This window comes from Flavonifractor sp. AGMB03687, assembly GCF_017811815.1.
Taxonomy (GTDB): domain Bacteria; phylum Bacillota; class Clostridia; order Oscillospirales; family Oscillospiraceae; genus Flavonifractor.
In genome coordinates this window covers 87,651-105,370 of sequence record NZ_JADKZI010000006.1, presented here as the reverse complement: position 1 = coordinate 105,370, position 17,720 = coordinate 87,651, and the positions used below count along the sequence as shown (strand labels likewise).

General features: G+C 54.8%; 18 protein-coding genes and 1 pseudogene. 3 read left to right on the top strand and 16 right to left on the bottom strand.

Annotated elements, in window-relative coordinates; translation table 11 throughout:
- Window positions 1-5: 5 nt before the first annotated feature.
- From J9789_RS12830 to ppdK, 16 genes and pseudogenes are all read right to left on the bottom strand, one after another.
- Window positions 6-878 (bottom strand): VirB6/TrbL-like conjugal transfer protein, CD1112 family, encoded by an 873-nt coding sequence (locus J9789_RS12830; RefSeq protein WP_209346013.1) that lies wholly within the window; start codon window positions 876-878, stop codon window positions 6-8.
- Window positions 879-961: 83 nt separating this feature from the next.
- Window positions 962-1,048 (bottom strand): annotated as a pseudogene (locus tag J9789_RS12825) (Maff2 family mobile element protein); the annotation flags it as partial.
- An 89-nt stretch (window positions 1,049-1,137) separates the two neighbouring features.
- Complete coding sequence (locus J9789_RS12820; RefSeq protein WP_024738135.1) at window positions 1,138-2,802, bottom strand: recombinase family protein; 1,665 nt, start codon at window positions 2,800-2,802, stop codon at window positions 1,138-1,140.
- A gap of 6 nt (window positions 2,803-2,808) precedes the next feature.
- On the bottom strand, window positions 2,809-3,006 hold the full coding sequence (locus J9789_RS12815) for a hypothetical protein (RefSeq protein ID WP_024738134.1): 198 nt from the start codon (window positions 3,004-3,006) through the stop codon (window positions 2,809-2,811).
- A gap of 241 nt (window positions 3,007-3,247) precedes the next feature.
- Window positions 3,248-4,558, bottom strand: a complete 1,311-nt coding sequence (locus J9789_RS12810; RefSeq protein WP_348633689.1) for a virulence-associated E family protein — start codon at window positions 4,556-4,558, stop codon at window positions 3,248-3,250.
- Entirely contained in the window at window positions 4,545-6,578 is a 2,034-nt protein-coding gene (locus J9789_RS12805) for a recombinase family protein (protein ID WP_348633688.1), read from the bottom strand. The genes J9789_RS12810 and J9789_RS12805 overlap by 14 nt, the downstream gene beginning before the upstream one ends.
- Window positions 6,575-7,075, bottom strand: a complete 501-nt coding sequence (locus tag J9789_RS12800) for a PcfB family protein (protein WP_209346012.1) — start codon at window positions 7,073-7,075, stop codon at window positions 6,575-6,577. Before J9789_RS12800 ends, J9789_RS12805 begins: the two co-directional genes overlap by 4 nt.
- Before the next feature lie 101 nt (window positions 7,076-7,176).
- Window positions 7,177-7,488: a DUF5720 family protein gene (locus tag J9789_RS12795; RefSeq protein WP_209346010.1), complete on the bottom strand. Its 312-nt coding sequence runs from the start codon at window positions 7,486-7,488 to the stop codon at window positions 7,177-7,179.
- Window positions 7,481-7,843, bottom strand: a complete 363-nt coding sequence (locus J9789_RS12790; RefSeq protein WP_209346008.1) for a hypothetical protein — start codon at window positions 7,841-7,843, stop codon at window positions 7,481-7,483. Before J9789_RS12790 ends, J9789_RS12795 begins: the two co-directional genes overlap by 8 nt.
- A gap of 48 nt (window positions 7,844-7,891) precedes the next feature.
- Window positions 7,892-8,755 carry a DUF6017 domain-containing protein gene (locus J9789_RS12785; RefSeq protein ID WP_209346006.1) on the bottom strand — a complete coding sequence of 288 codons (864 nt, stop codon included), beginning with the start codon at window positions 8,753-8,755 and terminating at the stop codon, window positions 7,892-7,894.
- Between the two features lie 37 nt (window positions 8,756-8,792).
- On the bottom strand, window positions 8,793-9,284 hold the full coding sequence (locus tag J9789_RS12780) for a hypothetical protein (RefSeq protein WP_209346004.1): 492 nt from the start codon (window positions 9,282-9,284) through the stop codon (window positions 8,793-8,795).
- A gap of 50 nt (window positions 9,285-9,334) precedes the next feature.
- On the bottom strand, window positions 9,335-9,607 hold the full coding sequence (locus J9789_RS12775) for a DUF5720 family protein (protein WP_204651777.1): 273 nt from the start codon (window positions 9,605-9,607) through the stop codon (window positions 9,335-9,337).
- A 12-nt stretch (window positions 9,608-9,619) separates the two neighbouring features.
- Entirely contained in the window at window positions 9,620-10,555 is a 936-nt protein-coding gene (locus J9789_RS12770) for a ParB/RepB/Spo0J family partition protein (RefSeq protein WP_209346002.1), read from the bottom strand.
- On the bottom strand, window positions 10,512-11,333 hold the full coding sequence (locus J9789_RS12765) for a ParA family protein (protein ID WP_209346000.1): 822 nt from the start codon (window positions 11,331-11,333) through the stop codon (window positions 10,512-10,514). The genes J9789_RS12770 and J9789_RS12765 overlap by 44 nt, the downstream gene beginning before the upstream one ends.
- Before the next feature lie 450 nt (window positions 11,334-11,783).
- Window positions 11,784-12,647: a ParB/RepB/Spo0J family partition protein gene (locus J9789_RS12760; protein WP_209345998.1), complete on the bottom strand. Its 864-nt coding sequence runs from the start codon at window positions 12,645-12,647 to the stop codon at window positions 11,784-11,786.
- Window positions 12,648-12,962: 315 nt separating this feature from the next.
- Entirely contained in the window at window positions 12,963-15,605 is a 2,643-nt protein-coding gene (gene ppdK / locus J9789_RS12755) for a pyruvate, phosphate dikinase (protein ID WP_209345996.1), read from the bottom strand.
- A 264-nt stretch (window positions 15,606-15,869) separates the two neighbouring features.
- Between ppdK and J9789_RS12750 the strand changes: the two genes are divergently transcribed.
- From J9789_RS12750 to J9789_RS12740, 3 genes are read left to right on the top strand one after another with little or no spacing between them, the layout of a single operon-like run.
- A complete protein-coding gene (locus J9789_RS12750; RefSeq protein WP_209345993.1) occupies window positions 15,870-16,250 on the top strand; it encodes a BlaI/MecI/CopY family transcriptional regulator in 381 nt (126 codons plus the stop codon).
- Between the two features lies 1 nt (window position 16,251).
- Window positions 16,252-16,965 (top strand): M56 family metallopeptidase, encoded by a 714-nt coding sequence (locus J9789_RS12745; protein ID WP_209345991.1) that lies wholly within the window; start codon window positions 16,252-16,254, stop codon window positions 16,963-16,965.
- Entirely contained in the window at window positions 16,928-17,716 is a 789-nt protein-coding gene (locus J9789_RS12740; RefSeq protein ID WP_209345989.1) for a M56 family metallopeptidase, read from the top strand. The genes J9789_RS12745 and J9789_RS12740 overlap by 38 nt, the downstream gene beginning before the upstream one ends.
- Window positions 17,717-17,720: the final 4 nt, after the last annotated feature.

The following is a 17,720-nucleotide window of genomic DNA, read 5'->3' as shown; positions in this document are numbered from 1 at the left end:
CCTGGTTAATGTGCATTGAACACGGATTTTGCGAGACTGCCGGTCTTAAAGAGCGTAAAACACAACAGGACCGTATAGCCCACACAGCTCCAGATGGCCATGATGACATCCGATTCGGTGGCAATATTCTGTACCAGCACGGCGTAGATCGCCACGCAGACGATGATGAGGAATGCCTGAAAGCCCAGGGCGATCAAAGAGCGCAGATAGTTCTGGCCCATTCCGCCGCCCACCTCGCGGCTCATCATAGTTGCCATAGGAATAGGTGCAACCGAGGTCACAAGGTAAATCTCAATCATACGGCCATAAATCACGATAAAGATACAAATGTAAAGCGCCCACATGGTAATGCCGATAAAGAGCGACTGGAACCACAGGCCGAACAGCGGCCCCAGTTCCATATCCATCAGCCTGGACTCCATATCGGTCATGACAGAGGAGATGTCGATGGAAGCATCGGACCCGATGATGCCTGCCGCCTGCGCCACCACGCTTTGGGCCATGTCGAACACGCCCATCACGATGTTCCAAGTATTGGAGACGATGATGATGGCTACGGCAGATTTGAACACCCACTTGAAGATCATCCAGGTGTCCACATCATGCAGATTGTTTTTGTCGGTAATCATCTGAATCAGCTCCATCGTCATCACGATAGCCAGAATCACACCGGCAATCGGCACCATGATGGAGTTGGAGAGGTTCTGGATCATGCTAAAAATGCTGCCGTTCCAGCCTTGGGGGGTCTGGCCCACCTGTGTGGCAATGTCTCCGACCTGCTGATTAACGGAATCGAACATCCCCGATAAGTTGCTCATAATGCCGCCCACCAACATTTCCTTCAGCCAGTCAGTAAGGGCATCCAACAAGAAATCCATACGGTGTCAACCTCCTTTCAGCCGCCCCCGCTTGGGGGCAGGGGCGGCAAGGATTTCTTATGACGGCTTAACGAGGGGAACGATCAGACGGTGAACAGGCCGGAGAGCAGGGGTACGAGGACCATGCCGACCACGGCCACGCCAGCGCCAGCCATGAGCTGCTTTATCCCTAATTAGGAGTAAAACCTTGCTCGATGGCGGGCGGCGGCGTGTCAAAAAATATATGGAATTGTTTTAGAACCGCCCCAGCGGGAACAGGTCAGCCCTTGACCTGTTCCACCTCCGGGATGGGTTTGAGATTGAAGTGAATTTCGATAGAAATGTGTCGTGTCTTATCGCTGTCGATGTGTTCATGGACAACGATTTCTTTAATCAGGCGGTTTAAGGTGGCTGCGTCCAGCTCCGTGATGTCGGCATATTCCTGAATGGCGTCCACCCATTGTTTGGCGTCCATCGCCAGCCGCATTTCATCAGCCAGCTTCTTGCGCCCCTGTGCAACCCGTTCTTTCAACTCGGCCTGTTCTTTCTGCGTCTTGTCCAGCATGAGATTGAAGTTGGCTTCGCTGATCCGTCCGGCAACCATGTCCTCATAGAGCCGCAGCACCATCTTTTCCAGAACCTCAATCCGTTCCTCGTCTTTTGTCAGGGAACGCTCCAACGCTTCCCGCTGGCCTTTCTGCTCGGCTTCACAGGTGTTGGTCAGCTTCCCGGCAATGGCTTCCCCATCGGTCAGGGCAGCCTTGGCGCACTCCCGGATTTTGTTCAGAACAAGGTGGTAAAGGGTGTCGTACTCCACCCGGTGCTGGGTGCAATGGTTCTTGCCGAACGCCCCATAGGTCTTACAGGCGTAAATCTGCTGCGGGTGCTTGGCGTGGGTGGTGCGGATGGTCAGCGACTTGCCGCACTCGCCGCACTTGATAAGCCCGGCAAACAGGCTGGTTTCCCCATTCTGCCGAGGGCACTGGCGGGATTTCAGCTTGTCTTGTACGATGGCAAAACTTTTGCTGTCAATCAACGGTTCGTGCCGTTCCTCCACCACAATCCAGTCCTGCGGCTTCTTCTCGCCAATGGTGCCGATTTTGAAGCGGTAGTCCTTCTTTTGGGAAGCTATCGCCCCGGTATAAACGGGATTCATCAGGATGTCCTTTATCACGGAGAAATCCCACATATACCGCCCGTTTTCCGGGTCTTTCTTTTCCCATTTGGTGCGGACATTGCGGAAGCCCCGTTCCCGGTTCCACCATGTAGGGCAAGGCACCTTCTGTTCCTCCAGCCTGCGCCGGATGAAGTTGGGGCCGTGTCCTTCCAACGCCCAAAGGAAGATTTGCCGGACAATGGGGGCGGTTTCCTCGTCCACCAACAGGTGGTTTTTGTCCTCCGGGTCTTTCCGATACCCAAAGGGAGCCACACAGCCGGTAAACTGGCCTTGCTGGGCTTTCAGAAGATACGAGGAATGTACCTTCTTGGAAATGTCCTTGCTGTACATCTCGTTCAGGATGTTCTTGAACGGCGCAATGTCGTTGCTGTCCCGCATGGTGTCAATACCGTCATTCATGGCGATATAGCGGACGTTGTGGCGGGGGAAGAAGTCCTCGATCAGTGTGCCGGTCTGCAAGTAATTTCGACCCAACCTCGATAAATCTTTCGTTATCACAAGATTTATCTGCCTGCGCTCGATGGCCTTTAACATTCGTTTCAGGTCGGGGCGCTCCATGTTCAGCCCCGTGTAGCCATCGTCCTGATAGACTGCCACAACCTCCCATCCCTGCTTTTCGCAGTAGCTTTCCAGCATATCCCGCTGGTTGGCAATACTGGCGCTCTCCCCGTCAAGGTCATCGTCTTTGGAAAGCCTGCAATAGATGGCCGCCCGGAAGCTGCCCGCCAGAATTGCGTCCATGCCTGTATATTCGTATCCGTTCATCATAACCGTTTACCCGCACAATCCAGACGGAACACGGTTCTTCTGAACCTCGTCTTTATTATATCGCAAATCTTGTGTTTTCGCAAGATTTTCCTTGCCGGTATTCTGCCCATATTTTTGGGCAATCAGGCTTACAAAGACATCCGCTGCGTCCAGCTCGCCGTCAAAAACTGTGGTAACATGAATCTCTGTTTTCGTTTTTGCCATAGGCAGTTATCCTCCATAATAGAATAGCCAGACAAGGAGAAGGTCGGCAACGAAGTCCGGCAACGGGCTTCAAAAAACCTCAAAACCATCTCTGTCTGGCGGTTTGGTTACAATTTATATTTTCTTTTATTTTTCTGTTGCTTTGGTTGCTGATAGGGGAAAAAGCCCGCAGTTACGGGGCTTTCCCCGGCAACCAGCCCGGCAACGGGAGTGCAACAAAGTCGGCAACGGGGTTGGATTTTCAGAAAGGAAGCTCCATCTGCTCTGTGACCTCCACAAATCCCTCCGGGATTTTTTCGGCTCCGCCCTCGGTATTCGTTGCCGGGGCTTCACGCTCCCAGCCCTTTTGCCTGCCGTATTCCGGGAACATCCGGGGATTGGAAAAGTAGTGCCAGCCTGTGACACAGTGGTTCATAATGTCGTTGACCTCCCGGATTTCCCATTGCTTCGGCTCGTCAAAAGGGTGGTTCAGGGCTTCCCGGAAAAGCTGCTTGGAACACACCATGCTGCCGGTATAGCGGTCAAGGTAGGCTTGGATCATCCCGGCCTTGGTATCCTCCGGCATAAAATCCCGCTGGTGTTCTTTGAGATAGCGTACCATTTCGGGGCTGAAAGACAGCTTAAAATCCCCGCTGCGGTAAATGGTCATGGCTTCCGCCCATAGCTGCTCAATGTAGGCTCTGGAAGCGGCTTCATCATCCAAAATGTGAACTTCCGCCTGTTCCGGGTACACCATGACCGGCAGAAAGCGCCGGTTGCCGGATCGGTCAAGGGGCAGGAAGTCAAGGGCATTGGAAGTGCCGCCGAACACGCATTGCCGCAGCCTGTCCTCCGGGTGGGTTTCGTATGGGATTTTATAGACCTCCTTCTGTCGGCTCAAAAAAGACTTGATTTCCTCAATGCTCTTGGCGTTTGCGGTGGCAATCATCTCCGACATCTCAATAATCCAGTGGCCTTGCAGTTTGCGGTACACATTGTCATCGTCCAGCTTGCGAAGGTCATCGGAAAACCACTCGTCTTTCACGGCCAGCAGCCGGAAAAAGGTGGATTTCCCGGCTCCCTGACCGCCCACCAGACAGAGCATGACCTCAAATTTGCAGCCGGGATGAAACGCCCGGTGGATGGCTCCCAGTAGGAACAGCCGCAGGGCTTCATAGGTGTACTGGTCGCTGTCGGCTCCTAAAAAGTGGTGCAGACAGGTACGGATACGCTCGGTTCCGTCCCATGAAAGGCCGTTCAGGTAGTCCCGGATGGGGTGATAGCCGTTTTCATTGGCAGCGATCCCGATGGCGGCTGCAATCTTCTTTTCGCTGGTCAGCCCATAGGTTTCTTCCAGATACAGGAGCAGATAATTCATATCCGTGTCCGTGATGGCGGTGCCGGTACGGTGGTAGCCGATGGGCTTAATGATGTCGGTACGCTCGGTCAGCAGATTTTTGGCGATTGCTCCGGAAAGCAGTGGGTCATTCTGAAAGACGGTCAGGCAGTTGCGGATACTGTTACGGATGCCGCCTTTCTCGGTGCTTTCCAGCATGGCCTTAGCGTCTGACATTCCCACGGATTTTCTGCACAAGGTCAAAGGTCTGCTGGTCAATGATAGGCTCATGGGTATTCTCGAAAATTGTCCATTCGTCCTCCGGGACATAATGGCTTTTCTTGTCCTTGAAGTGCTTTCGGGTCTTGAAATTGATGGTGTGTCCCAGATATTCACGCTTTTCAAGAATGTTGCAGATGGTGGAAGAACCCCAGCCGTACACATCTTTGAAAGTCTTGTTTTTGTTCACGCCCTCGCCGTGCTGGGCAAGGTAAGCGGACGGAATGAGGACTTTTTCTTCTTTCAGCTTGCTGGCGATCTGATACGGACCGTAGCCCTCAATCGTCATGGCAAAGATGCGCTTGACCACATCAGCGGCTTCGGGGGCAACCAACCATTGGTCTCTGGCTTCGTTCCAGAGATAGCCGTAAATGACCGTGCCTGTGAGGTGCTTGCCGGACTTGCCTTTTGACTGGAAAGTGGAACGGATTTTACGGCTGGTGTCTCTGGCGTAATACTCGTTCATAATGTTGCGGAAAGGGGTAAAATCATCGTCCCCTCTGGCACTGTCCACGCCGTCATTGATGGCGATAAGGCGAACGCCACGCTGACGCAGGATTTCCATAATCTGACCGACTTTCAGATAGTCACGACCCATGCGGCTCATGTCCTTGATACACAGATACTCCACATTCCCGGCTTCAACCTCTTTCATCATTGCCAAAAATCCGGGACGGTCAAAGCAAGTACCACTAATGCCATCGTCCGTGAAATGGACAATGTTTGTAAAGCCCTGCCGTGCGGCGAACTCCTCCAACATGGTCTTTTGATTGGAAATGGAATTGCTCTCACGCTGTTGGTCATCATCTTTGCCAAAGTCATCACGGCTCAATCGCTCATAAAGAGCTGTGATTTTCTCGTTTTTTCTCATAACTTGCGCTCCTTTTTTCGGTTTTAGGTTGTGTGTTCTAAGAGACTTCCCAACCGCTTGATTAAGAAGTCTTTTAGAGCATACAACACCTGCGGCCAATTTGTATTTCTTGTACTGGCGTACCGCAAAGTGGTGAGGGTCACGGGATTCCAGCTCGTCGAACATCAGGTCAACGGCGTTTTTGTATTCCTCGTCATCCTCCCGAACTTCCATGCTGTTTATCATCTCGATGAGGGTGGAGAAGTTTTGCTCCTCAATGGGGGCCTCATAGTGGATGTACCCAATCAGGGCACAGTACAGCAGTGTTTCCGCTTTGACCCAAAAATCGTCCCCGGCCTTTCCCTCGCCCTTGGTGTTGGCTATCAACGTGGTAACCAGCTTCAAAATGTCCTTCTCCGAGTGGATGTAGGCAAAGGGGTTATAGTGCATGGACTTCTTGAAGTTGATGGTGTTGAGGACCTTTATCCGGTAAGGCTCATAGATAACTTTGCCGCGCTTATCCTTCATGGGCTTTCCGTCCTTATCCATCTTGGGAGCGCCCCGCTGGAGCATCTTGCCGCACTCCACCAGGATGGTGCCTTTGGGGTCTGTGACCACATAGGAGCTGTGCATCTGCATGAGGTTCGGCTTGAGCCAGAAGCGTGTCTTACCGGAACCCGAGCCGCCGATCACCAGAACATTTTTGTTTCTGGCGGTCTTGGGGTCCTTGGGTCGGCTGTTCATGGTCAGGCTTTCCGTTTTGGTCAGAATCACATTATTCTGCGGCACCGGGTCAATGTAGGGTGCAATGTCCTCATGGGTTCCCCAGCGGGCGGAACCGTACTCCATGCCATGCCGGTATTTTTTGGCGTTCTTGCTTTTGAGATAGACGGCCAACCGCAGACCAGCGCCACAGCACAGTCCCACCAACAGGTCCAGCGGGTGAAGGCTGGGCCACCAGCTGGCCAGCGCCACCGGCAGCGTGGAGAAGAACGAGAGCATTTTTGCCGAAGCGTCCGCACCTGTGGCCATACGCCAGCCTTCTCCAAAATTGGTGGCGAACAGACCCACCAGGAGATATGGCAGGTTCAGCAGAACGAGCTTTTTGATGTCCAACTGCTTTTTCATCGTTCCAGCTCCTTCCGCTTGTGCCGGTCCATAACCGTATTCTGAAGCAGTTCTTTGAACTTACCCAGTTTCTCCAATATGGACGGGCGTTCTGTTTTCTGCGCCTTTTTCACCTTTTTGCTGGTGTATTCGGTAAAGGCGGCGGTCAGAGCATCCGCATCCCGCCCTTTGAAGAAAATCAGGTACTTGGGCGGAGAGCTGCTGCGGTCTTTTTTAACGGCATAATCCACACCGTACTTCCGGGCAATCTTCTCAAACTCACGGATAGAGGGGTCGGTGATCTCGATGTTGGATACGCCCTGGTTCTGACCGATCAGCTGTTTCACGGTCTGCTTGCCATGCGGTATCACGGGAGCGTCCCGGCTTCTTTGCTTTTGCAGCTTCTTTTCCTTGCGGTAAGCCATGTACTTGGCAATAGCGGCCTTAAACAGCCGCCCTGTGAGCTTTGTGCCGCTGACTACCAGCGTCAAAGTTCTGTTTTCCACTTCCTCCTGCATAGGTCATCGCCTCCTTTCCACAGGTTTTGCAGGGGTGGTGCTTGATACTAGGGCGGGACCACCAGCCGCCGCAGCAGAAATTTCACGATTAGAACCTCCTTTCAGCGCAGCTGGTCGGAACGATCATAGTAGAGATGTCCCTGACGCACCTTGGCATGGCTGAGAATCTTGATGTGGCCCTTTTCCTGGCTCTCCAGGCTTTTCTGGTATCCGGCCTCCGTCAGAAACAGACGGGTCCGTTCGCCCTTCCATCCCACCGGGGAATCGTAGGTCAGCACATCGAAGATAATCATGTGCCGGGTATCCTCAGCAAACCGCTGTAAATCCATGTACTCGTGCCCGTGGTAGTTCTGTGCCCCGGCTTTGAGGCGCATTTCCTCCATCAGCTGGCCCACGGTCTTACGCTCAGGCATGGCGCGCACCTCCTTTCCCGCGCCCCTGGCCCTTCACGGTCAGGATACCGTTCAGGGTGGTGGCGGTGATCCGCAGGCGCTCGGCGGTGGCGATGTCATTCTTCACGGTCTCGTCAATACCGTGGCCGCAGACCACCAGCACATGGGACCGGCGCAGGTAGTCCCGCGCCATATCCAGCCCGTCCTTGTGTTCCTGGGGAATCTCGTCCTTGAGGAAGGTGGGCAGGAACAGCACCGGGCAGATGGGCGAATACCCGGCGTCATACACCTGACGGCAGTAGGCCGCAGCGTTCTCGGCGTTCTCATACTGGCTGTTGCTCCAGGGAGCCGTAATGTAAGCAAGGGGTCGTTTCATGGCAAAATCCTTTCTCCCGGTGCGTCCGGGCAGTAGAAAAGCGGCTGTTTACCAGCCGCCTGCGTACATATCGTGGTTAACCTGTGCGGTGTAGTGGTTGCTGATCGTGGTCGGCGCATTGAACAGCACCGCAAGCAGATACTGCTTCATGTTGCGGATTTCGGTGGTATTGTTCCGCAGGCACTCCATGACAAACTCGATGTGGGAGCAGTCCAGCTTCAAAAACCGGGAGCAGACCACCTCATGGGGAAAGTCGCTGCCAGCGATCCGGGTGGTTTTCCGCTTGGCGCAGACGGTCTCCACCATCAGCTCCACAATCTCGTCCAGGTCCTCCCGGTAGGTGGTAAACTCCCGGCACAGGTGGTCATACTCGATGTTCTCCAGAATCAAATCCCGATAACTCTCCATCTCTGTGAGCGACATCGCATCCCTTCCTTTCCGTTCCGGCAGCTGTGCTGCCGCTATCTCCCGGAAGGGAATGGAATCGGTACTTGCTCTATGAGTATTTTGTTTTTGGGTACTTGATTTCTTAGTATTTAATTGTGTCGGATTTTCCGGCAACGGTTTCTTCGTTATCGGTTTTTCCGTTGTCGGATTTTCCGATGACGGAACATCTGTAATGGGGCGCTCATAGATGCTGTATTCATTGGCCCCAAATTTTCCGGTGGCATCTATAGTCTGCCTGCGTCGGATATACCCCGCACGTTCCAGTTCGTTGATTGCAGAACGAATGGCATCTTTGCTTTCCCGGTTGATAAAACAAAGACCAGATAAGGTGTAGTCCCAATCGTCCGGCAAAGACAGCATCTGAGAGAGCAGTCCTTTCGCCTTCAACGACAACCGTTTGTCTTTCAGATGGAAGTTACTCATGACGGTGTAATCACCTGTGCGTTCCACACGAAAAACAGCCATGCTATATCACCTGCCTTGCCGTTCGTGTTTCATCGTGTTACAGGTCATAAAACACATCATCCACTGAAACGCCTCTGACCGTTTTGTCGAGATCGGCAATCAATGCATCTAACTGTGAACTGACTTCACTGCATTCCCAATTGACCCCTTTGTAGAGGCGACACTCTGTAACATACTCATTGCCATCCAAGGCGAGATAAAAATCAGCGGTGACAAGAAATCCGGCATCATGTAATAGCCATAGATTTATAGTTTGAGCATCAATTGGGCTACCGGAACCATTTTCAGAATATAGAAGCGTTACCCACTTCTTGAAAAGCTCTGATTCGCAATACACCATGCACTGCTCTCTGTTTTTTTCAGTGCGAAAAGAGTATATGGTCTCGGAGTTTTCCCAGATGGTACGAATAAGAGACCGCGGATCAACTTCTTCCAAAAGGTTTTCCAGTTCGACTTGCTGGTTGTAAGTCGATTCAGTAGTTATAAAGATATCCTTCAGTGTGTTTTCCAAATCTTCAACTGTGTGCATATATATCCCCCCAATCTCGCAATGGTCTATTTCTTCCAACATACAACATATCAAGGGTGATGCTTTCTTTTAGGCTTGAAGTCGAGGACATGGCCCTCGATCACATGGGCATACCGCTTGATTTTGATTTCCCGGCGCTGCTGACTCAGGAGAGCGGCCTGATACCCGTCCTCTGTGAGAAACAGCCGCATTTCATCACCGGGGCTACCGTAAGAACTGGGACGCTGAACGGAAAACTCGATCATCCAGCGGGTGTTATCCTGAAAACGCTCTACGGCAAGAATGTTGTGCCCTTTCAGCTCACGGGCCGAAATATCCCTCATAGGCGGCTCCTTTCATCGTTCCTGGTCTCTCTGGCGCTTCTTCTGCCACGCCTCCAGCAGCTTGATAATGGTTTCCTGCATCCGCTGGGGCGTGTAACTCTTGGGAAAATACTTCCGCAGGGTGTCGGAGGTGAAAGTCACCCGGTCCAGATCGCTTTTCTTTTCCTCGCCCATGATGACGCGCATCATATCGAGGGTCAGATGTCCCTCCTGGCTGTATCTCTTGAGCCGCTGGGCCTGGGAAAGAGAGGGGGTAGACTGTTCGCTGTCCATCGCGTCCAGCAAATCCCGCTGTTCCTCTTTTTTGAGGAAAGACAGCTCATAAGCCGGATTGAGTGCGATTTTCTGTTCATCAATCATATCCAGCAGTTCGGGAATCAGTTCTGTCAGGCGGATATAGCGTTGAATTTGATTTCGGCTCTGACCAACTTGCTCGGCCAAAATATCCCGTGACTTCTTTCCATCCGACTTGTGCCCAACTTGGGCACAAGTTAAATCGGACCGTTCCCCTTGGTGCTTCATAGCCTCTAGCTTCATCTTGTAGGCAAAGGCTCTCTCGCTGGGAAGCAGGCTTTCCCGCTGCAAGTTGCTGTCCACCATGATGATGGTGGCGGCATCATCGTCCAGGTCGCGGACAATGACCGGCATGGTTTCTTTCTCGGCCAGTTCACTGGCCCGGTGCCGCCTGTGACCGGCTACCAGCTCATAGCCACCCTCCGGGTCCGGGCGAGCAATCGCCGGAACCAGAACACCGTACTGCCGAACACTGTTGGCGGTCTCCATCATGGCTTCGTCATCCTTGACTTTGAAGGGATGGTTCTTGAAAGGATGCAGTTCAGACAGCGGGATTTCCCGTACCTTCTCCAGCTTGGCATCCTGGCGGCTTTCTTCGGTGGAAAACAAGTCATCGTATGGAGCAAGCTCTACTTTTTTCGCGCTGCTTTTCAAGTTTCATCACCTCCTGGGTCAGATTTTTGTAACCCTCGGCCACTTTGCCCTTGGGGTCATGGGCAAAAATACTCTTGCCCTCGGCACTGATTTCCTTTGCCCGGACGGAATGGGGAATCTCAGTTCCGAACACTTTGATTTTGCTGCCGTAGGTTTCTCGCAGCAGAGCCGCAATCTCCTTGGCAAAGTTGGTGCGGTTGTCCACCATCGTCAGCAGGATACCGTCGATCTGGAGCTTGGGGTTGATCTGCCGTTTCACCTTATTGACCGTCTGGAGCAGCTGTTCCAAGCCCTTGGCGGGCAGATACTCCGCCTGGACGGGGATTATTACCCTGTTGGCAGCAGCCAACGCATTGATCGTAAGCATCCCCAAGGAGGGCTGACAGTCAATCAGGATCTGGGAATACTGTCCCTTGAGAGTGTCCAGATACTGCCGCAGGATTGTCTCTCGGCTCATGGCGTTCACCAGAGAGACCTCCATGCCGGAGAGCTGGATGTCAGCGGGCATCAGGTCAACGCCCTCCGGGTGATGCAGGATACCCTCGCCGGGGCGCAGCGGCTCGTCCATCAGGATACGGCCCATCGCGTCGGACAGGGTAAAGGGGAGCTTGTCCGGCTGGGGGTGGCCCAGGCTGATGGTCAGACTTCCTTGCGGGTCCCCGTCGATCAGCAGCACTTTCTTCCCGGCCTGTGCCAGCCCGATACCCAGGTTTGCGCAGGTGGTTGTCTTGCCAACGCCGCCTTTCTGGTTGGCGATGGCGATAATTTGTGTGTTCATTTCAGTTTCCTCCTGTGTATTGAACAGAAGATGGAATGTAAAGAGGGTAAACTACCCCCTTGGGTTTTCTTAAAATCAAGAACATTTCGGCATCCTTTTGATTTAGGATTCATTTATCACGGTTCTGTACCGGACACTCCCATTGCCTGCGACGCTTTTAACGCTCGGACTGTGGCTGAGTGTAAGTTTTCCCCCTGTCCCTGGATCGTGGCCTCAAGTTATCAAGCTCTTTACCGGCGATAGGGAAGTCGCTCGACCCGTAGGCGTCATGGCGTATCACCGGAGTGGCTCTCCGAGGGACGGTTGTACCTGATGTTCTTCTGAATTTTCAAGGTCCATGAGATGTAACTCTCACTTGTAGGCCACGGCAGAGGCCGTTTGTTGCGCAAAAAATAAAAAAAGGAGCAGAAAAATTTTCTGCTCCCTGTTGTGACAAGGTATAATGACCTTTTATTGTGTGTAGCCACGCTTTTTACTCCAATTCCTAATCAACAGTAAAATCGTGTTGTGCATCTGTTCACTATTGTAATGCGAGGGGAAATACTGCTTGATTTCTTCTTCTTCAACAATCATCGGCTCTCTCTGGTTTGGTTTCTTTTTCGATAAGATAGAAACCAAGTAATCTTCTGTGAAGTCTGATTCACTGGCCTTTTCTCGGATGGCTTTTGCCTGAGAAATAGATGGGGTTGCTTTTAGTGCTACCATCACCTTATATAGTAGCTTTTGTTGCTTCTTGTCCAAGTAGGAAATAGATACAGCTGGATTCAATGCGATTTTTCGATTATCAACCATTTCAAGAATTTCTGGTATTAATTCAGTAAGACGGATATAGCGAGAAATTTGGTTGCGACTTTGACCGACTTGTTCAGCAATTAACTCTCTGGATTCTTTTCCGACACACTTCCGCCCAAGTTGGGCGGAAGTAAATCCTTTACGCCCCTGATGGCTCATAGCTGCCAACTTCATTTTGTATGCAAAGGCTCTTTCACTTGGGAGAATCGTCTCACGCTGAAGGTTTGCATCTACCATGTTTACAACTGCCTCATCATCCGTCATAGACCGGACTAAAACAGGCATCTCAGAGTAACCCAATACTTCACAAGCCGCTTTGCGTCGATGACCAGAAATTAGTTCATAGCATTCCTCACCAATCTGGCGAGCCACCGCTGGATGAATTACACCGTGAATTTCAATGCTCTCAACAAGACGCCGAAATTCCTCATCGTCTCGTACCTGAAAGGGATGATTCTTAAATGGCTTCAGTTGTTCCAAGGGAATGTTTTTTACTGCTTGCCTTTGATCGTCTCGTCCCATAATGGCCCCCTTTACTGAAAGCTGAATTCGTCCAAAATTACGGAACTGGCTGCTGTGAAAATAGCAGCGAGCATGGACAAAATGTATTTTTGAAATCAGAATACATTTTTGCGTTCCCGTTTAGATTTGTACAAACAGCCCAAAATAACAATAAAAAACCCCCGCACATTGCCCAATTGGGAATGTACGGGGGTTTTGGCGATTAGATATAAACCTCCACGGTTAAATCATGCCATTTTGACGGTTTTATGCCGTATCCATGGGATTTATAGAAGGTTTGTGCTTCATCAAATCCAATGGTGAATGACAGAACTCTTACTTGCGGGGGTTCTTGATAGCAGCCTGCGCGGCGGCCAGGCGGGCGATGGGCACACGGAAGGGAGAGCAGGACACGTAGTCCAGGCCAACCTTGTGGCAGAACTCCACGGAGGTGGGGTCGCCGCCGTGCTCGCCGCAGATACCCATGTGGATGTCGGGACGGGCCTGGTGGCCCAGCTTGACGGCCATATCCACCAGCTTGCCTACGCCCTTCTGATCCAAGTGAGCGAAGGGATCGGACTCGTAGATCTTATTCTCGTAGTAGTAGTTCAGGAACTTGCCGGCGTCGTCACGGGAGAAGCCGAAGGTCATCTGAGTCAGGTCGTTGGTGCCGAAGGAGAAGAACTGGGCCTCCTTGGCGATCTCGTCGGCGGTGAGGGCGGCACGGGGGATCTCGATCATGGTGCCCACCTCATACTTCATATCGATGCCGGAGGCAGCGATGATGGCGTCGGCGGTCTTGACCACCACGTCCTTGACGAACTTGAGCTCCTTCACCTCGCCCACCAGGGGGATCATGATCTCGGGGACCATGGTCCAGTCGGGGTGCTTCTTCTGCACGGTGATGGCGGCGTTGATGACGGCGGTGGTCTGCATGGCGGCGATCTCGGGATAGGCAACCGCCAGACGGCAGCCGCGGTGGCCCATCATGGGGTTGAACTCGTGGAGGGAGTCGATGACGTTGTGGAGCTTCTCCAGAGGAATGCCCATCTCGTTGGCGATCTCCACGATGTCCTCCTCCTTGGTGGGGAGGAACTCATGCAGCGGGGGATCCAGGAAGCGGATGACCACGGGGTGGCCCTCCATGGCCTCGTAGATGCCCTCGAAGTCGCCCTGCTGATAGGGCATGATCTTGGCCAGGGCCTTCTCGCGGTCGGCCACGTTGTCGGAGACGATCATCTCACGGATGGCCTTGATGCGCTCGCCCTCGAAGAACATATGCTCGGTGCGGCATAGGCCGATGCCCTGAGCGCCGAAGGCGTAGCCCTGAGCGGCGTCGTGGGGGTTGTCGGCGTTGGTGTACACCATCAGCTGGCGATACTTGTCGGCCCAGCCCATCAGGCGGCCGAAGTAGCCGGAGCCGGGATCGGCGGGCACGGTGGCGATGGCCTCGCCGTAGATGTTGCCGGTGGAGCCGTCCAGGGAGATCCAGTCGCCCTCATGATAGACCTTGCCGCCCAGCGTAAACTTCTTGCCCTCGTAGTCCACCACGATCTCGCCGCAGCCGGACACGCAGCAGGTGCCCATGCCGCGGGCCACCACGGCGGCGTGAGAGGTCATGCCGCCGCGGACGGTGAGGATACCCTGGGAGACCTGCATGCCCTCGATGTCCTCGGGGGAGGTCTCCAGACGGACCAGGATGACCTTCTCGCCCCGGTCATGCCACTCCTTGGCGTCTTCGGCGGTGAAGACCACCTTGCCGCAGGCGGCGCCGGGGGAGGCGGCCAGGCCCTTGCCGATGACGTCGGCCTTCTTCAGGGCCTCGGGATCGAAGGTGGGGTGCAGCAGAGCGTCCAACTGCTTGGGATCGACGCGGCACACGGCCTCCTTCTCGTCGATCATGCCCTCGTCCACCAGGTCCACGGCCACCTTGATGGCGGCGGTGGCGGTGCGCTTGCCGTTACGGGTCTGGAGCATGTACAGTTTCCCATTTTCGATGGTAAACTCCATGTCCTGCATATCCTTGTAGTGCTGCTCCAGGCGGTTGGCGATGTCGGCAAACTGCTCGTACACCGCGGGCATCTCCTCATGGAGCTTGGAAATGGGGGAGGGGGTGCGCACGCCGGCCACCACGTCCTCGCCCTGGGCGTTGATAAGGTACTCACCGAAGAGGGCCTTCTCACCGGTGGCGGGGTTGCGGGTGAAGGCCACGCCGGTACCGGAGTTGTTGCCGGAGTTGCCGAACACCATGGACTGTACGTTGACGGCGGTGCCCCAGTCGTAGGGGATCTCGTTCATGCGGCGGTACACATTGGCACGGGGGTTGTCCCAGGAGCGGAACACGGCCTTGACGGCCTCCATCAGCTGGACCTTGGGATCCTGGGGGAAGTCCTCGCCCTTTTCCTTCTTGTAGAACTCCTTGAAGAGGACCACCAGGCGCTTCATGTCGTCGGTGTCCAGCTCCACGTCCAGCTTGACGCCCTTCTCGGCCTTGACCTCGTCGATGATCTCCTCAAAGCGCTTCTTGGACAGCTCCATGACCACGTCGGAGAACATCTGGATGAACCGGCGGTAGGAGTCGTAGGCGAAACGGGGGTTGTTGGTGAACTTGGCCAGGCCTTCCACCACCACGTCGTTGAGGCCCAGGTTGAGGATGGTGTCCATCATGCCGGGCATGGAGGCCCGGGCGCCGGAGCGGACGGAAACCAGCAGGGGGTTCTCGGGATCGGCAAACTTCTTGCCGCAAATCTCTTCCATCTTACCCAGGTACTCGTAAATCTGAGCCTGGATGTCCTCGTTGATCTGACGACCGTCATTATAATACTGGGTGCAGGCTTCGGTGGTCACGGTAAAGCCCTGAGGCACCGGCATGCCCAGATTAGTCATTTCAGCCAGGTTGGCGCCCTTGCCTCCCAGCAGCTCCCGCATGGAGCCATTGCCTTCGGAGAACAAGTAGACGTACTTATGAGAATTGCCCATTTTCCATTCCTCCTAAGTTGGCCCCGCCCGGTCGGCGGGACCGATCGCTGGGTTCTATTATAGCATTCTGACAAATAAATGCAAGGGCTGGAGGGGGTTATGTGCCAATTTTCACCAAACTGTAGAGTATGAAAATAATTTTCAAAACCTGGAAATCTGTTCGAAAACGTCATGAAATTGTAACCGGTCCGGCCTTGACAGAATGAGGTTACAGTTGTACCCTATACGTGAAAGGTACATTTGTAACCGGAAGGAGGCATCGCTATGGGCGCTGTGGAAGAAAAGATCACCGAGGCGGAGCTGGAGGTGATGGAGGTGCTGTGGCAGGCGGCTGAACCCCTGCCCCTGGGGCAGATCAAGGGGGCCCTGGCGGAGAAGAACGGGGAGACCGTCAAGACCCTGCTGCGGCGGCTGTGCGCCAAGGGGGCGGCGGCCCAGGAGAAGGGGCAGGTCTACTCCTACTATCCTCTGGTGAGCCGGGAGGAGGTAGGCACCAGCCGCACCCGCAAGCTCATCGACAAGCTGTACGCCGGGTCGGCCCGGCAGATGGTGGCCGCCCTGGTGGAGCACGACCAGCTGACCGGAGCGGATATCGCCGAGCTGCGGGCCCTGCTGGACGCCCTGGACAGGGAAGAGAGGGGCTGATATGGCGGCCTTTCTGCTGACGCTGGTCAAACTGAGCCTGTTGGGCTCGGTGCTGGCGGTGCTGCTGATGCTGGTGCGGCCCTTTATCAAGAGCAAGGCGGCGGCCTACTACCTGTGGCTGCTGGTACTGGCGCGGCTGTGCCTGCCCTGGGGGGTGACCATCCCCCTGCCCGCCCGGCCCATGGAGCCGGTCACCCTGTCCCAGACCCAGACCGTCCAATCTGACGGGACACAGACCCAGCCGGTCCAGGAGGGGACAGAGGAGGACGCAAATCCCGCCCCTGCGCCGTTGGACTGGCGGGGAGTGGTAACCTCTTCAACCCTGTGGTTCGTCCTGTGGGGGGCCGGGGCGGCACTGTGGCTGGGGCGGTATGTGTGGGGCTACCGGCGCTTTGCCGCGCTGGTACGCGCCTCTGCTCGGCCTGCCGGGGAAGAGGCCAAGCAAGTGCTGGCTACCCTGGCCCCCCAAGGCCGGGTGACTCTGCTGGAATGTGTCCACGTTCACACCCCCATGCTGCTGGGAGTGGTGCGGCCTGCCATCGTGCTGCCCCGTGGAGTGGAGGCCGACCGGCTGGAGGACATCCTGTCCCACGAGCTGACCCACGCCCGGCGGCACGACCTGCTCTATAAGTGGCTGGCGGCGGCGGTGACCAGCCTCCACTGGTTCAACCCCCCTGATGGCGGTGGTACGGCGGCAGATCTCCCACGCCTGTGAGCTCTCCTGTGACGAGGCGGTGACCCGTAACATGGATGGCCCCGCCCGGCGGCACTACGGGGAGACCCTGCTGGCCCTGGCCGCCCGGCCCCCCAGAGGCATGGGGGTGCTGGCCACCACCCTATGCGAGAAAAAGGAAGAGATGAAAGAAAGGCTGGTGCTGATCATGGATAAGAGGAAACAGAGCCCCATCGCCCTTGGGGTGACGGTGCTGTTATCGGCTGCCCTGATGGGCTGTGCCCTAGTGGACGGAGGAACTGCTGCCGGAACCGGCAATCTGGTAGAGCATTTCCAGACCGCCGATCAGGTGCAGGGCTGGACCCTGGAGCTGGACTGGAAGCAGATGGCACAGCTTTCCGCTCTGCTCAACGGGGCGGACGCGGATCTGGCGCTGAAGCCGGAGGAGAGCTGGCTGGGGTATGTGTTTGCCCCGGAGTCCGACGGCGGCGGTCAGAGCGGCGTGACGGTGGGCAGTTCCATTCTCCCGGAACAGGCGCACTATGTGGCCTTTGGGGTGGAGGGGAATCTCCCCAGCAATCTGCCCGGGGTCCATGTGGGCCTGTATGACGCTGACGGCAATTCTGTGATCTGGAAGGCGGGGCTGTCCTCTTACCAGATGGTGGTCTTTGAATTGCCCGAGCAGGGACAGAGCTATACCCTGCGAATCAGCGGCGACGGGGCGGAAAACGGAGCCGATTTTTGGTATTTCACCGATGATACCTGCCCCGTGGACGATTTCCTGAAACACTGAGGAA

Bases quoted from the DNA above. Each gene is read 5' to 3' on its own strand.
- J9789_RS12830 (WP_209346013.1), bottom strand. From the start codon at position 878: ATGGATTTCTTGTTGGATGCCCTTACTGACTGGCTGAAGGAAATGTTG.
- J9789_RS12820 (WP_024738135.1), bottom strand. From the start codon at position 2,802: ATGATGAACGGATACGAATATACAGGCATGGACGCAATTCTGGCGGGC.
- J9789_RS12815 (WP_024738134.1), bottom strand. From the start codon at position 3,006: ATGGCAAAAACGAAAACAGAGATTCATGTTACCACAGTTTTTGACGGC.
- J9789_RS12810 (WP_348633689.1), bottom strand. From the start codon at position 4,558: ATGTCAGACGCTAAGGCCATGCTGGAAAGCACCGAGAAAGGCGGCATC.
- J9789_RS12805 (WP_348633688.1), bottom strand. From the start codon at position 6,578: ATGAAAAAGCAGTTGGACATCAAAAAGCTCGTTCTGCTGAACCTGCCA.
- J9789_RS12800 (WP_209346012.1), bottom strand. From the start codon at position 7,075: ATGCAGGAGGAAGTGGAAAACAGAACTTTGACGCTGGTAGTCAGCGGC.
- J9789_RS12795 (WP_209346010.1), bottom strand. From the start codon at position 7,488: ATGCCTGAGCGTAAGACCGTGGGCCAGCTGATGGAGGAAATGCGCCTC.
- J9789_RS12790 (WP_209346008.1), bottom strand. From the start codon at position 7,843: ATGAAACGACCCCTTGCTTACATTACGGCTCCCTGGAGCAACAGCCAG.
- J9789_RS12785 (WP_209346006.1), bottom strand. From the start codon at position 8,755: ATGGCTGTTTTTCGTGTGGAACGCACAGGTGATTACACCGTCATGAGT.
- J9789_RS12780 (WP_209346004.1), bottom strand. From the start codon at position 9,284: ATGCACACAGTTGAAGATTTGGAAAACACACTGAAGGATATCTTTATA.
- J9789_RS12775 (WP_204651777.1), bottom strand. From the start codon at position 9,607: ATGAGGGATATTTCGGCCCGTGAGCTGAAAGGGCACAACATTCTTGCC.
- J9789_RS12765 (WP_209346000.1), bottom strand. From the start codon at position 11,333: ATGAACACACAAATTATCGCCATCGCCAACCAGAAAGGCGGCGTTGGC.
- J9789_RS12760 (WP_209345998.1), bottom strand. From the start codon at position 12,647: ATGGGACGAGACGATCAAAGGCAAGCAGTAAAAAACATTCCCTTGGAA.
- ppdK (WP_209345996.1), bottom strand. From the start codon at position 15,605: ATGGGCAATTCTCATAAGTACGTCTACTTGTTCTCCGAAGGCAATGGC.
- J9789_RS12750 (WP_209345993.1), top strand. From the start codon at position 15,870: ATGGGCGCTGTGGAAGAAAAGATCACCGAGGCGGAGCTGGAGGTGATG.
- J9789_RS12745 (WP_209345991.1), top strand. From the start codon at position 16,252: ATGGCGGCCTTTCTGCTGACGCTGGTCAAACTGAGCCTGTTGGGCTCG.
- J9789_RS12740 (WP_209345989.1), top strand. From the start codon at position 16,928: ATGGCGGTGGTACGGCGGCAGATCTCCCACGCCTGTGAGCTCTCCTGT.